This is a genomic window from Janthinobacterium sp. Bl 1 (genome assembly GCF_058215535.1).
In genome coordinates this window covers 1,400,404-1,415,264 of the sequence record NZ_CM177086.1, presented here as the reverse complement: position 1 = coordinate 1,415,264, position 14,861 = coordinate 1,400,404, and the positions used below count along the sequence as shown (strand labels likewise).

The 14,861-nt window shown below is 62.8% G+C and carries 12 protein-coding genes; 5 read left to right on the top strand and 7 right to left on the bottom strand.

Features of this window, described 5'->3' with window-relative positions; translation table 11 throughout:
• Window positions 1–3 precede the first annotated feature (3 nt).
• Window positions 4–1,167, top strand: a complete 1,164-nt coding sequence (locus tag AC4BCN_RS06440; RefSeq protein WP_338680906.1) for a dipeptidase — start codon at window positions 4–6, stop codon at window positions 1,165–1,167.
• Here the strand turns inward: AC4BCN_RS06440 and AC4BCN_RS06435 are convergent.
• The 7 genes from AC4BCN_RS06435 to xapA all read right to left on the bottom strand — a co-directional run bounded on the left by AC4BCN_RS06435 (window position 1,164) and on the right by xapA (window position 9,894).
• Window positions 1,164–2,381: a nucleoside deaminase gene (locus AC4BCN_RS06435; protein ID WP_338682238.1), complete on the bottom strand. Its 1,218-nt coding sequence runs from the start codon at window positions 2,379–2,381 to the stop codon at window positions 1,164–1,166. The two genes, AC4BCN_RS06440 and AC4BCN_RS06435, sit on opposite strands and share 4 nt — an antisense overlap.
• Before the next feature lie 4 nt (window positions 2,382–2,385).
• Window positions 2,386–2,793 carry a cytidine deaminase gene (locus tag AC4BCN_RS06430; RefSeq protein ID WP_034754695.1) on the bottom strand — a complete coding sequence of 136 codons (408 nt, stop codon included), beginning with the start codon at window positions 2,791–2,793 and terminating at the stop codon, window positions 2,386–2,388.
• 106 nt (window positions 2,794–2,899) lie between these two features.
• Entirely contained in the window at window positions 2,900–4,222 is a 1,323-nt protein-coding gene (gene deoA / locus AC4BCN_RS06425) for a thymidine phosphorylase (RefSeq protein WP_490492831.1), read from the bottom strand.
• Between the two features lie 170 nt (window positions 4,223–4,392).
• Entirely contained in the window at window positions 4,393–6,774 is a 2,382-nt protein-coding gene (locus AC4BCN_RS06420) for an aldehyde dehydrogenase family protein (protein WP_490492830.1), read from the bottom strand.
• A gap of 12 nt (window positions 6,775–6,786) precedes the next feature.
• Window positions 6,787–7,746 carry a deoxyribose-phosphate aldolase gene (deoC, locus tag AC4BCN_RS06415; protein WP_034754550.1) on the bottom strand — a complete coding sequence of 320 codons (960 nt, stop codon included), beginning with the start codon at window positions 7,744–7,746 and terminating at the stop codon, window positions 6,787–6,789.
• Window positions 7,743–8,936, bottom strand: a complete 1,194-nt coding sequence (locus tag AC4BCN_RS06410; protein ID WP_058050229.1) for a phosphopentomutase — start codon at window positions 8,934–8,936, stop codon at window positions 7,743–7,745. Before AC4BCN_RS06410 ends, deoC begins: the two co-directional genes overlap by 4 nt.
• A 118-nt stretch (window positions 8,937–9,054) precedes the next feature.
• Window positions 9,055–9,894, bottom strand: coding sequence for a xanthosine phosphorylase (gene xapA, locus AC4BCN_RS06405; protein WP_128140502.1), 840 nt, complete (start codon window positions 9,892–9,894; stop codon window positions 9,055–9,057).
• Window positions 9,895–10,262: 368 nt separating this feature from the next.
• Between xapA and AC4BCN_RS06400 the strand changes: the two genes are divergently transcribed.
• The 4 genes from AC4BCN_RS06400 to AC4BCN_RS06385 all read left to right on the top strand — a co-directional run bounded on the left by AC4BCN_RS06400 (window position 10,263) and on the right by AC4BCN_RS06385 (window position 14,837).
• Complete coding sequence (locus AC4BCN_RS06400) at window positions 10,263–11,420, top strand: carbohydrate kinase (protein ID WP_070303424.1); 1,158 nt, start codon at window positions 10,263–10,265, stop codon at window positions 11,418–11,420.
• 1 nt (window position 11,421) lies between these two features.
• Window positions 11,422–12,351, top strand: a complete 930-nt coding sequence (locus AC4BCN_RS06395) for a pseudouridine-5'-phosphate glycosidase (protein ID WP_070303425.1) — start codon at window positions 11,422–11,424, stop codon at window positions 12,349–12,351.
• 84 nt (window positions 12,352–12,435) lie between these two features.
• Window positions 12,436–13,338, top strand: coding sequence for a LysR family transcriptional regulator (locus AC4BCN_RS06390; RefSeq protein WP_034754538.1), 903 nt, complete (start codon window positions 12,436–12,438; stop codon window positions 13,336–13,338).
• A gap of 503 nt (window positions 13,339–13,841) precedes the next feature.
• Entirely contained in the window at window positions 13,842–14,837 is a 996-nt protein-coding gene (locus tag AC4BCN_RS06385; RefSeq protein WP_490492829.1) for a BMP family lipoprotein, read from the top strand.
• The last annotated feature ends 24 nt before the right edge of the window (window positions 14,838–14,861 follow it).

Here is a 14,861-nt window from a genome sequence, read left to right as displayed (position 1 = left end):
ACAATGATTATCAGCACCCTCACCGCCGCCAGCCTTGCGCTGATCGGCGGTTTCCTGTCCGCTCCCGTCCTCGTCGACGAACATCTCAACCGCGTCCATCCCCCGTCCGGCAAGGCGCCATCGGCAGCCACTGTAACCCTGCACCAGAGCCTGTGGATCGCCGATCTGCACGCCGACAGCCTGCTGTGGCAACGCAATCTGAACCGCGACAGCCAGCGCGGGCATGTCGACTTCCCCCGCCTGCAGCGCGCCAACGTGGCGCTGCAAGCGTTTTCCGTCGTCACCAAGACGCCGCGCAAGATGAATATCGAACGCAATGGCAGCGACACGGACAACATCACGGCGCTCGTGGTGGCGCAAGGCTTGCCGCCCGCCACCTGGAACAGCCTGCTGGCGCGCGCCACCTACCAGGCCGGAGAGCTGCGCCAGCAAGCGGCCAAGAGCGATGGCAAGGTCCGGGTCATCGGCAGCCGCGCCCAGCTGCGCAGCTTCATCGCCGCGCGCGAAAAAGACCCCGCCCTGCTGGCCGGCTGGCTGACGCTGGAAGGCGCGCATGCGCTGGAAGGCAAGCTGGATAATCTGGACACCCTGTACCGGGCCGGCTACCGCATGGCCGCGCCCACGCATTTCTTCGATACGGAACTGTCCGGCTCCCAGCATGGTTTGAAGAAAGACGGCCTGACGCCGCTGGGCAAGCAATGGCTGCGCGCCATGGAGCAGCGCAAGATGATCGTCGACCTGGCGCACGCCTCGCCGGCCACCATCGACGACGTGTTGACGATGGCGAAACGCCCCGTGATGGTGTCGCACACGGGCGTGCGCGGCACTTGCGCCAACGGCCGCAACCTCAGCGACGCACAGTTGAAACGCATCGCCGCCCAGGGTGGCCTGGTGGGTATCGGCTTCTGGAATACGGCCGTCTGCGGCAAGGACGTGGCGTCCATCGCGCGCGCCATCAAGTACACGGTCAAACTGATCGGCGCCGAACACGTGGCCTATGGCTCGGACTTCGACGGCGCCGTCACCACGGCCATCGATGCGGCCGGCTTGCCGCGCTTGACGCAGGCGCTGCTCGACGCTGGCCTGTCGGAAGCGCAGATCCGCCGCATCGCCGGTGAAAACGTGCGCGACTTCTTGCTGAAAAACCTGCCGGACGATGACACCTAGGCCAGTGCGCTGATCAAGTCCTCGCTCGCCACCTGGCGCGGCCGGATGCGTATCAGCTTGCGGTACAGCGGCGGCATCGACTCGCACAGCGCCAGCAGCGCGTCCTCCCCCATGGCCGGGCGCACGTACTGGAATTGCGCGGGATTATTCTCCGGCAGCGCCCCTTCCATGGTGGAGCCGTAGGCGCCCAGGGTCATGAAACTGGCGGCGCCGTCGTCCGGGCCGATGGCCAGCACAAAGGTGCCGTGCTTGGGGTGGCCCAAGTAGCTTTTGATGTCTTCCTGCAACGCAGGATCGGCGCTTGCCATCAACTCGAAGCGCAGCTGCGCGTACTGGCGCGTGCATTCCATGAACGGCGTGCGGATGACCGACTGGTTCAACTTGCCCGGCATGCACAGCAGCAGGTTGCCGAAGGAGTCGAGCAAGGCGGCAGCGTCGCCCTGTCCGCCATCGTGCACGTCCTGCTCCATGGCCGCCTGCAGAAATGGCGCCAGACCCGCATCGGGCGCATGCGGCTCGCAGCGGTAAGTCAGGGCGTCAGGATAGCGGCGGCGCAAGGCGCGCACCACGGCATGCTCGGACGGCAAGGTGGCCGGATCGCGCAGATGCACGTCGTCGCCCGCGTTCAGCAGCCGCATCACCTGCGCCGATGTCGACTCGAACACGAGCGAGCACAGTGCCTGCGTCGCCTCGTGGATGCTCTTGCCGATGAAAAAAGATTTGGGCGCGGCGCCGGACGGCGCGCGTGCGTATTCGGTGGCGCCGCGCACGGCCGGATAGCAAAAGCTGCGTCCCGCCTGCGCCTGCAGCGGCGCCGGCAAGGCCGTGAACATGGCGCTGCCATCGTAATTGATGCCCGCCTTGACGTCCGGCGCGGCTACCACCACGTTGAAACCGGCCGCCAGAATCGCCCCCGTACACATGCAGCACGGGTCGAGCGAGGTGACGATGGTCAGTTCCCCCGGCGGCGGCAAGGTCACGCCCTTGGCCCGCTCGGCGAAATACCAATCGACCAGCTGGCGCTCGCCATGCGCCGTGGGGTCAAATACCAGCCCCTGGCGCACGACGTTGTTGTGCATCGATTGCAGCACGTTGCCGGCGCCGTCGAGCAGCACGCCACCCACGCCGAACGTGCCCTGCGTCTTCGCTGCCATGGCTTCGGCCGCGGCAATCGCCACGGCGGCCTGGATGTCTATCGTCTTGTTCAAGCGGATCCTGTTACTTCATGTCCAGGTCGGAATTGCCGAAGCCGTGCGGCAGCAGCCAGCCGGCCGTCACTTCCATGACATCGTTTTTCAGGTTCGTCAGGATCACCGGCAAGTCGGCGCCGCCCATCTCGAAGATCACCTGGCGGCAGGCGCCGCATGGCGAGATCGGTTCGGCCGTATCGCCCGTGACGGCCAGCTTGGCGAAGTCGCCCGGCTTGCAGCCATGCGCGATGGCGCTGAAAAACGCCGTGCGCTCGGCGCAGTTGCACAGGCCATAGGCGGCGTTTTCCACATTACAGCCACGGAAGACGCGGCCATCCTTGCACAGCAGCGCCGCGCCCACTTTAAAGCGCGAGTATGGCGCGTAGGCCAGTTCACGGCCGGCATTGGCTTCGGCGATCAGTTCTTGGTTGTTCATTTTTTCTGTCATACCTTTGAAATCATTCAGGCCGGGGTCAGACCCTCAACACCACCAACGCATAGCTCAGCACCATCGCAGACGGGGGTCTGACCCCAGATTTAGTTTAAGGTCGTATCGTACGATAAATCACGGGATTGGCCGTCAACGCCACGGCGCTGATGTCATAGGCTTCCTGAATTTCCCTGACGGCTTGCTGCGCCGCCGCTGCCGTGCGCGCGTGCACCATGGCCAGCGGCTGGCCCAAGGACACTGGCTCGCCCAGGCCCACGAGGTCCGTCAGGCCGACGGCAAAGTCGATGCTGTCCGTTGGACGGCGGCGGCCACCACCGAGGGCCACGACGGCCAGGCCGATGGCGCGGCAATCGCGCACGTTGGCAAAGCCGGCCGACAGCGCCGGTGCCGGCACGATGAACGGCGCCTGTTCCAGGTGCTTGTCCGGATGTTCGACCAGATCGGCCGGACCGCCCAGGGCCGACACCATGCGCGCGAAGCGCTCGGCCGCTTCACCCGAATCGAGGGCCGCCATCAGTTTCACGCGCGCTTCTTCTTCGGTGGCGGCCAGGCCGCCCAGCACCAGCATCTCGGCGCACAGCGCCAGCGTGACTTCATGCAAGCGCGCGGGACGCGAACGGCCCGTCAGGTAATCCATGGCGCCGCGCACTTCCAGCGCATTGCCGGCGTACGGCGCCAGCGACTCGTTCATGTCCGTCAGAATAGCCGACGTCTGCATGCCCGCGCCATTGCCGACGGCGACGATGCTCTCGGCCAGTTCCACCGACTTGTCGTAGGTCGGCATGAAGGCACCCGAACCCACTTTCACGTCCATTACCAGCGCGTCCAGGCCGGCCGACAGTTTCTTCGACAGGATGGAGCCGGTGATCATGGCCACCGATTCCACCGTGGCGGTAACGTCGCGGATGCTGTAGAAGCGCTTGTCGGCCGGCGCCAGCTGCGCCGTCTGGCCAATGATGGCCACGCCGATCTCCTGCACCACCTTGCGGAAAAGTTCATTGTCCGGCACGGTGCAATAGCCTGGAATGGCGTCGAACTTGTCCAGGGTGCCGCCCGTGTGGCCCAGGCCGCGGCCCGAGATCATTGGCACGTAGCCGTCGCATGCGGCAACCATGGGTCCCAGCAGCAGGGAGACCACGTCGCCCACGCCGCCCGTCGAATGCTTGTCGACGATGGGGCCAGGCAGGTTCAGCGAGCGCCAGTCCAGCACCTGGCCGGAATCGCGCATGGCCAGGGTGAACGCCACGCGCTCGTCCATGTTCATGTCGTTGAAATAGACGGCCATGCCCAGCGCCGCGATTTGGCCTTCACTGACGCTGCCGTCAGTAATGCCGCGCACGAAAAACTGGATTTCCTCGGCGCTCAATACGCCCTTGTCGCGCTTCTTGCGAATGATTTCCTGAGTTAGAAACATGATAGCTCCCGATGTCCTATTCAAATGCTGATGTCGATCCAGCGGCCTTGTCGGATTACGCCCTGCGGGCTAATCCGACCTACACGCCTTGCTGGCGAAAGCAACTTGGGGCCGGCGCCCCGGCGCATCGCTGCGCGGAAGAACCGGCCCCACTATCCTGCTTTACAAACTTAGACGCCGTAAGGAATCCACACGTTTTTCACTTGCGACGCATGCGCCAGCACGGCACGGCCGCCGCTTTGGGCGGCGCTATACCAGTCGCGGCCCTTGGCGCCGCCGACCCAGGTGCGCTTCAGGGTGCCGGCCGACAGGCGCTCGACTTCCGCGCAGCCTTCGGCGGAACCGTCATGGCGCCAGACGGCGTCGATGTCGGCGTGCGTGGCCAGGGTGCGCGCCAGTTCATCGGCGTTGCCGCTGATGATGTTGACGACGCCGCCCGGCAAGTCGGACGTGTCGAAGACCTGGTACAGGTCCAGCGCGGAGAGCGGATGCGCTTCCGACGGCACCACCACCACGCGGTTGCCCAGCGCGATGGCCGGGGCGACGAGCGAAATGAAGCCGAGCAAGGGCGCTTCGTTCGGGCAGACGATGCCGATCACGCCAACCGCTTCGTTCAGCGCCACGGTGATGCCCTTGGTTGGCGGCTGGTGCGCCAGGCCGTCGTACTTGTCGGCCCAGGCGGCGTAGTAGAACAGGCGTTCGATCGAGGCCTGCACTTCCTTCTCGGGATTTTTACTGCCCGTCATGGCGGCGATGCGGGCGGCGAATTCGTCGGCGCGCGCTGCCAGGTTCTCTGCGATGTAGTACAACACTTGCGCGCGGTTGTGCGCCGTGGCGCTGGTCCAGCCGGACGCTTTATGGGCCGCTTCGACGGCGTTGCGGATATCCTTGCGGCTGCCCACGCCCACTTCGGCCAGCAGGGCGCCGTTTGCGCCGAATACGGGCGCGCTGTAGGCGCTGTCGGGGCGCGCCTGCTTGCCGCCGATGTACATCTTGGCCGTGCGGTCGATGGCGAATGGATCGGCTGCCGCCGGCTTTACATTGCCCTTGGCTTTCGCTTCCGCCACCGGCAGGGCCGGACGCGCATCTTCGGCCAGGGCCGTCATGTATTCCAGCATGCCTTCGCGGCCGCCTTCACGGCCGAAGCCCGATTCGCGGTAGCCGCCGAAGCCGCAAGCCGCGTCGAACTGGTTCGCGCTGTTGATCCACACCACGCCAGCCTTGATGGCGGGAGCGATATCGAGGGCCAGGCTGATCGATTCTGTCCACACGCTGGCGGCCAGGCCGTACACCGTGTTGTTCGCCAGTTGCACCGCTTCGGGCGGCGTGCGGAAGCTCATCGCCACCAGCACGGGGCCGAAGATTTCAGCCTGTGCCACGGCGGCCGAGGTCGACGCGCCCGTGATCAGGGTTGGCGGGAACCACGAGCCATCAAGCGGCAATTCGCAAGCAGGTTGCCACACGTCGCAGCCTTCGGCGCGGGCCGAATCGACCAGCGCGGCGATGCGCTGGCGCTGCACCGGATCGACCAGCGCGCCCACGTCCATCGATTTGTCCAGCGGCGAGCCGAGGCGCAGGTTTTCCATGCGCGCGCGTACCTTGTTCAGGAAGCGTTCCTGGACCGATTCCTGCACCAGCAGGCGCGAACCGGCGCAGCACACTTGTCCCTGGTTGAACCAGATCGAATCGACCAGGCCTTCCACGGCGCCATCGAGGTCCGCGTCTTCGAAGACGATGAACGGCGACTTGCCGCCCAATTCCAGCGACAGCTTCTTGCCGCTGCCGGCCGTCGCTTCGCGGATCAAACGGCCCACTTCGGTCGAACCCGTAAACGCGATCTTGTCGACGCCAGGATGGTTGACGATGGCCGAACCCACGCGGCCGTCGCCGGTGACGATATTGACGACGCCGGCCGGCACGCCCGCCTGCACGCACAGTTCGGCGAACAGCATGGCGGTCAGCGACGTGAATTCCGCCGGCTTGAAGACGACCGTGTTACCGGCCGCCAGGGCCGGGGCGATTTTCCACGACAGCATCAGCAGGGGGAAATTCCACGGCACGATCTGGCCCACCACGCCCACGGCGCGGTAGTCGGCGAATTCTTCCGACTGCAGCTGCGCCCAGCCGGCGTGATGGTAGAAATGGCGCGCGGCCAGCGGCAGGTCGATATCGCGCGTTTCGCGGATGGTCTTGCCGTTGTCCAGGGTTTCCAGCACGGCGAACAGGCGCGAATGCTTTTGCAGCAGACGGGCCAGCGCGTACATGACTTTCGCGCGGCCGTGGCCGCCCATGCCCTGCCATACGGGCAGCGCGCGGCGCGCCGCTTCCACGGCGCGTTCCACGTCGGCATCGCTCGCTTGCGTCAGTTCGGCCAGCTGCGTGCCGTCGGCAGGATTGGTCGAGGCGAACAGTTCCGCTGGCGCGCTCCAGGCATTGTCGATGAACAAACCAAATGTGCGCTGGTGGCCATCAAGCCACGCCTGCGCTTCTTTTTGACTTTCGGGAGCAGGGCCGTAGTCCATAGTATTGAGAATCTCGTTAATTGTTGGCATGACGATTGTTCTTTAAGGTTGTGCGTGACGATGATTGGCCGAGTAGCTGCCGGTGACGTAGTGCTCGAGCTGGCGCTCGATGTCGGTCAGCAGGCTGGAAGCGCCGATGCGGAACAGGTGCGGCTGCAGCCATTCGTTGCCCAGTTCTTCCTTCATCAGGGTCAGGTATTGCAGCGCGCTCTTGGCCGAGCTGACGCCGCCGGCCGGCTTGAAGCCCACCTGGAAGCCCGTCTGCTCGTGGTATTCGCGGATCGTGCGCACCATCGTCAGGGCCACGGGAATGGTGGCGTTCACGCCCTCTTTACCGGTGGAGGTCTTGATGAAATCGGCGCCGGCCATCATGCAGACCCACGACGCCTTGGCCACGTTTTCCATGGTCAGCAAGTCGCCCGTGGCGAGAATCGCCTTCACGTGCGCTTCGCCGCACGCCTTGCGGTAAGCGAGCATTTCGTCGTACAGCACTTGCCAGTTGCCGTTCAGGACGTGCTGGCGTGTGATGACGATATCGATCTCGGAAGCGCCCGCGGCGACCGACAGCTCGATCTCGCGCAGCTTCGTTTCCATGCTTGTCAGGCCGGCCGGGAAACCCGTCGATACGGCGGCGATGGGCAAGCGGCCCTGGATGACTTTCACGGCCGGCTGGATCATCTCGTGGTACACGCACACGGCGCCGGTGCTCAAGTCAGTCAGGCCCAGTGCCTCCATCAGGTCGGCGCGCAGCGGGCGCATGGCCTTCATGCACAGGCGTTCGACTCTGCCCGGCGTATCGTCGCCGCCCAGGGTGGTCAGGTCGATCATCTGGATGGCTTTCACCAGCCAGGCGGCCTGGTATTCCTTTTTCACGGTACGGCGGTTTGCCAGGCTGGCCGCGCGGCGGTCTGTCGCGGCGCGGTTGACGCGGATCTGATTGATCCAGCCCAGGTCGAGGCCAACGGCCTCGTTACGCTTGAATTCGGGATGCATGAGTGTCATAACAAGCTGGTTCCATTAGCAAGTGGTGGTACGCCAAGGTGTTTGGCGAGGGTTTGGCCAATATCGGAGAAGGTCTCGGAAATGCCCAGTGCGCGCGGGGCGACGCCGGGGCCGAAGAAGATCATCGGTATGTGTTCGCGGGTGTGGTCGGAGCCGTGCCAAGTCGGGTCGCAGCCATGGTCGGCGGTGATCACGACCAGGTCGCCTTCCTTGAGCTTGGCCATGAATTCCGGCAGGCGCGCATCCATTTCGCGCAGCGCGTCGGCATAGCCCTCGACGTTGCGGCGGTGGCCGAACGCCTGGTCGAAATCGACGAAGTTCACGAAGGTGAGCGACTTGTCCTGCACCTCATCGGCCGTCTTCAACAGCGCTTCGAACAGCGCCATGTTGTCGACGCCCTTGACGACTCTGGAGATGCCCTGGGTAGCGAAAATGTCGCTGATCTTGCCCAGGCCGACGACTTCGCCGCCCGCATTCTTGACGTGGTCGAGCAGGGTCGGCGCGGGTGGCGCGACAGCGTAGTCGTGGCGGTTGGAGGTGCGCGTGTAGTTGCCATTGCTGCCCGTGAACGGACGGGCGATGACGCGGCCGATGTTGTACGGCTCGACCAGTTTGAAGGCCATTTCGCACACTTCGTACAGGCGCTCGAGGCCGAACGATTCTTCGTGCGCGGCGATCTGCATCACCGAGTCGCCCGACGTATAGATAATCAGCTTGCCGGTGGCGACGTGCTCGTCGCCATGCTTGTTGATGATGTCCGTGCCCGAGGCATGGCAGTCGCCGAGGAAGCCGGGAACGCCGGACAGGGCTTTGAGCTTGTCGGTCAGGTCGGCCGGGAACGATGGCGTGGTGCGGGGAAAATATCCCCAGTCGAATTCGACGGGCACGCCGGCGATTTCCCAGTGGCCGCTCTGCGTGTCCTTGCCGGTGGAGCGCTCGCGCGCCGCGCCGTAGGCACCGGTAAAGCCGTCGCGCCGGTCGAAGCCCGTGGCCCATTCGCCGCTGGCCAGGTGCGCCGCGGCGCCCAGGCCCAGGCGTTCCATGTTCGGGAGTTTCAAGGTCTTGCCGCTTTTGGCGACAGTGCTGGCAATGTGGCCAAAGGTATTGGCACCTGCGTCGCCATACTTGGCGGCGTCTGGCGTCGCGCCAAGGCCGAAGGAATCAAGCAGGAGGATAAATGCGCGTGACATGATAAGGCTCGCTTTATGGAGTGATGCGAAGATGATGCGAACAGTGTAGGCCGGATTTTCCCGGCCTGCCGCGCGGCAGCGCCGGTGGCCGGCGCGCCGCTACTGCGTAAAAAAGTGCTTAGGCCTGCGGTTTGGTGGCCACGGTGGCCAGGAAAGCCAGGATCAGCTTGACCAGGTCTTTCGCGCCGATGGCCGCGTATTTCAGGGTCTGTTCGTGCGACAGGGCGAATGGCGACATGCCTTCGGCCAGGTTGGTAATCACCGATACGCCCACCACTTTCAGGTCGCAATGACGGGCCGACACCACTTCCGGCACCACGGACATGCCGACCGTGTCGGCGCCCAGGCGGGCCATCATGCGGATTTCGGCGGCCGTCTCGAAGTTCGGGCCAGGGTAGGCAACAAACACGCCTTCGTGCAGGGTGATGCCGTTCGAAGCGGCCGTGTCCTTGACCAGATTGCGCAGGTCCGCATCGTAGGCGTTGGCCATGCTGAAGAAGCGCGGGCCGAAGCGGTCGTCGTTCGGGCCGACCATCGGCGTGCCTGGCAGCAGGTTGATGTGGTCGCTGATGGCCACCAGGCTGCCGGCGTCCACTTCAGGGCGCAGGGAACCGGCGGCGTTGGTGACGAACAGCATTTCGCAGCCCAGCAGTTTCAGGGTGCGGATGGCGCTCGTCATCACGCCCATGCCATAGCCTTCGTAGAAGTGGCCACGGCCCTTCATGCAGACGACGGCGACGCCCGACAGGGTGCCGATCACCAGTTCGCCGGCATGGCCGTGCACGGTGCTGATCGGGAAACCTGGCAATTCGTCAAAGCTGATGCTGACGGCGTCCGTCATCTGCTCGGCCAACACACCCAGGCCGGAGCCGAGGATCATCGCCACGCGCGGCTTGAAATTTTCAGGAGCGCGGGCACGGATGATTTCGGCGGCGTGGAAAGGGGTGTTGTTCGACATGGTTATCCTCTGATTGACTAATGGTGATGGGTTGCTGCCTGCGCGGCGGTATAGGCAAAATATCGCGCCCAGGTATCGGGTATGTATGGTGTTACTGAGGTATATCGAAATGCGTATTGCCTCTATTTGCCGCCACTATGCATCAAACGGAATATGTATGGCAAATACCATTTTTCTTGCCCATTTATACAATTCAAATATAAATGGCCGACATTATAGTCGAGGCTAGCCCCAGCCTGCCATCCCTGGAAAATGCATGCATACAAGCTCCATACGAAGGTTTTTCATGCACGCTTGACACGAGCTTGACACCGATCGGACAAATGTTTACAGTTTCAGACAAATGTTTAAACCCCAGCGAAAACCCTGTGACCGATACCAATAAAAAAGACCAGTTGTACACGCTGATCCGCAACAACCCCTTCATCTCGCAGCAAGACCTGGCGAGCGAACTGGGCTTGTCGCGCTCGGCCGTCGCCGGCCACATCGCCGGATTGATACGCGAGCGCCGCCTGCTGGGACGCGCCTATGTGCTGCCCGACAGCCGTCCCGTGCTGTGCATCGGCGCCGCCAACCTCGACCGCAAGATGCGCACCTTGGCGACCCTGCAGATGGGCACCTCGAATCCCGTGCGTTCGGAAGAAGTGTTTGGCGGCGTAGGCCGCAACATCGCGGAAAACCTGGCCCGCTTGTCGATCCCCGTCGCCCTGCTGACGGCGCTGGGCGACGATGCGGCCGGCCACGCCCTGCAGACGCACGCGGAAGACGCGGGCATCGACATGCGCGGCAGCTTGCATCTAAGCAATACCAGCAGCGGCACCTACACGGCCGTGCTCGACGAACATGGCGAAATGCTGCTGGCGATGGCCAACATGCAACTGTACGAACAGCTGACCCCCGCCTTTTTGCATAGCCGCCAGCCGCAGCGCGCCGCCGCAGCCCTCACCGTCTGCGACCTGAACCTGGGCCACGACAGCGTGCAGGCACTGCTGGCCGATGCCCGCCAGGACGCGGCCCATGCGACGCCGCTCGTCATCGTCGCCGTCTCGCAGCCGAAGATGGCGCACTTGCCGCAAGACCTGTCGGGCTTGCACTTGCTGATACTCAACCGTGGCGAACTGGAAACGCGCGTGGCGCGGGCCTTGCCCACGGCAACCGATCTGCGCGCCGCCTGCCGCGAAGTGCAGCGCCAGGGCGCGCGCCAGATGATCGTCACCTGCGGCAGCGAAGGCGTGTATTTCACGGATGGCGACAGCCTGGACGCGCCTATCGTCCACCTGGCCGCGCGCGAAGTGGACGCCGTCGACGTGACGGGCGCCGGCGACGCGTTTTCCGCCGCCGTCTGCTGGTCGCTGTACCACGACAGCAGCGATTTGAAACTGGCCTGCCGGCGCGGCCTGAAGCTGGCCGCCATGACCCTGGAATCGGCGGCCACCGTCTCGCCCCAGATTTCCGCTGGCGCACTCGACAACATTGACGACGCCGACCTGGCGCCGCCCCCACCTACCCTCTTTCAACAGGACTGACATGACCCAATTACAGAATTTCCTCTTGTTCTCGCAAGAAGTGCTCGACGCGCGCGCCGCCGGCAAGGCCATCGTGGCGCTGGAATCGACCATCATTTCGCACGGCATGCCGTATCCGCAAAACGTGGAAATGGCGCGCGAAGTGGAACAGATCATCCGTGACGGCGGCGCCGTACCGGCCACCATCGCCATCATCGATGGAAAAATCTGCGTGGGCCTGTCGCCCGAACAGCTGGAACTGCTGGGCACCTCGCCCGACGCCATGAAGGTCAGCCGCCGCGACCTGCCGTTCGTCCTGTCGCAAGGCAAGCTGGGCGCCACCACCGTGGCAGCCACCATGATCTGCGCGGAACTGGCAGGAATTTCCGTGTTCGTCACTGGCGGCATCGGCGGCGTGCACCGCGGCGCGGAAACGAGCTTCGATATTTCCGCCGACTTGCAGGAACTGGCACAAACGTCGGTGGCCGTCGTCTGCGCGGGCGTCAAATCCATCCTCGACATCGGCCTGACCCTGGAATACCTGGAAACGCACGGCGTGCCCGTCATCAGCGTGGGCCAGGAAGGTTTTCCTGCCTTCTTCACGCGCGAAAGCGGCTTCAAAGCCGATTTCCGCCTCGATACGGCCGCCGAACAAGCCGCGTTCATCGGCACCAAGTGGCAGCTGGGCTTGACAGGCGGCGTGGTCGTCAGCAACCCCGTGCCGGCCGCGCAAGCGATGCCCAAGGAAGAGATCGATGCCATCACCGCGCAAGCGCTGCAGGAAGCTGACGCGGGCGGTGTGAAAGGCAAGCAAGTCACGCCATTCCTGCTCTCGCGCATCAAGCAGCTGACGGATGGCCGCAGCCTGGCGACGAATATCGCGCTGGTCAAGCACAATGCGCAAGTCGGCACGGCACTGGCCATTGCCATGCAGGCGGTCGTGGCACGATAATAGGACTGCTGTAAAGAAAGCGCGCGCACCTTCACGGGTCTGCGCGCCGTTCCATCGCCTAGCAACACGCAACGCAAGGAAAGCATGTCCATCGATCTGAAACAGTTAAAGTATTTTCTTGCCGTTGCCGAGGAGAAAAGCTTCAGCCGCGCCGCCGAGCGCCTGCATATCTCGCAGCCGCCCCTGAGCCAGCAGATCATGAAACTGGAAAGCGAACTGGGCGTACGCCTGTTTGCGCGCACCACGCGCACCTTCGAGCTGACCGTGGCGGGCAAGGCGCTGATGAACGAAGCGGCCGACCTGCTGGCCAAGATGCGCATGACCATCGACACCATCCGCCAGATCGACCGCGGCGAAGTAGGCCGCTTGCGCGTGGGCATCGTCGGCTCGGCCATGTGGGGCCCTATCCCCAGCCTGTTGGAAGAATTCCAGACCAAATTTCCCCGCGTCACCTGGACCATCCATGAATTTGGTCCCACGGTGCAGTACGAAGCCTTGCGCGCCAAGCAGATCGACGTGGGCTTCTGGCGCGAACCCAAACTCAATGACGACGATTTGCGTCACGACAATCTACGTCAGGAACTGTGCTTCCGCGAAAACGTCTGCGTGGCCGTCAATGAACACCATCCGCTGGCGAAAAACACGTCCATCGAACTGATCGACATCGCCGAAGAGCCGATGCTGACCCTGAACCTCGACAAATCCGCGTTTCCCCGCTACCTGGTGCAATGCTGCATCAACGCCGGTTTCGAACCCGTGATTTTCCAGGAAGCGAGCGAACCGCAAACCCTGCTGGCCATGGTGGGCGCGGGCCTGGGCGTGACCCTGGTGCCGGAAACAACTAGCCGCATCGGCTGGCCCGGCGTCGTGTTTCTGCCGATCAAGACGAATCCCCCGTCGGCGAATCTGTACATCAGCTACACGACACTCGACGACGCTCCCGTCGTGCGGGCCTTCCTGAATATCCTCAATCCCCCGGCTGCCTGAGAACGCGAACAAAACCTACTGCGCGTCGCGATTTGCGGCCTCCGATGCTCACTGTGCATTCGCACAGCTCCGCTTCTCGACCACAACTCACTGCCGCTCGCTACGGTTTTGTTATGCGTTCTTAAAACCTATTTATATGCAGTGCATATAAATACATAAACAAAAACGTATTTGTCATACATATCTGGCATGATGCATAGTAATTCGGACGCCCATCGCGGCGCCGGTTCCGTGCTTGCCCTGCCCGTCATCTGACGGCGCATCCCAGCCCGCTCCGGCAGCCCCATTCGATGTTGTACCTATAAAAGAGACGGGGCGCGACTGTTGCATGAGCATCACACTGACGACATGAAAGCAGACAAGGTCAGCAATGATCTTGTGCAATACAGTGCAATGTTGATAAGGAATTATCACCTCGTGCATCAAAAACAGGCTAAATCGGCCCCAAATTATATGTTTCACCTATAAAAAATATACAATATCGATCTTCCAGGAGCCAATTCATGAAACTTACACAATTTAGTTTGACGATCGCAGCCGTATTTCTGACTGCTCAAGCGTCCGCGGCTACCCCAAAACTGGGTGTCGTGTATGACGCGGGCGGCAAGTTCGACAAGTCGTTCAACCAATCCGCTTTCGAAGGCGCATCGCGCTTCAAAAAAGACACGGGCATTTCCTTCATCGAAGTGCAGGCATCGAGCGATACGCAGGCTGAACAAGTCATGCGTGGTCTGGCCCGCAAGAAACTCGACATGATCGCCGCCATCGGCTTTGCGCAAACGCAAGCCGTGCAAAAGGTCGCCAAGGAATTCCCGAACGTAAAATTCGTGCTGATCGATGGCCAGGCCACCGGCAGCAACGTCAATTCCGTCGTCTTCAAGGAAGAAGAAGGCTCCTACCTGGTGGGCGTGGCGGCAGCCATGGCCAGCAAGAGCAAGAAAGTCGGCTTCATCGGTGGCATCGATATTCCCCTGATCCGCAACTTTGCTTGCGGCTACGCGCAAGGCGCGAAGGCCGTCAATCCGAAGATGGAAATCACGCAAAACATGGTCGGCACCACGTCCGGCGCCTGGAATGACCCGGCCAAGGGTGGCGAACTGGCCCGCTCGCAATTCGAGCGTGGCGTCGATGTCGTCTTCGCCGTCGCTGGCGGCAGCGGCATGGGTACCCTGCAAATGGCCAAGGAAAAAGGCAAGCTGGCCATCGGCGTTGATTCGAACCAGAATCATCTGTATCCAGGCAGCATCCTGACCTCGATGGTCAAGCGCGTCGACAATACGGTCTACGACAGCTTCATGCAAGTCAAGAACGGCACCTGGAAGGGCGGCGTCAGCTATAAAGGCTTGAAAGAAGGCGGCGTGGATTGGGCGCTCGACGCAAACAACCGCAAGCTGATTACGCCGGAAATCGAAAAGCGCGTGTTGGGTGCGCGTAAGGACATTATCGATGGCAAGATCAAAGTGATCGATTACCGCGTCGGCAGCAGCTGCCCGGTTTAATTTTTCTCCGTATCTTTTAGCGCG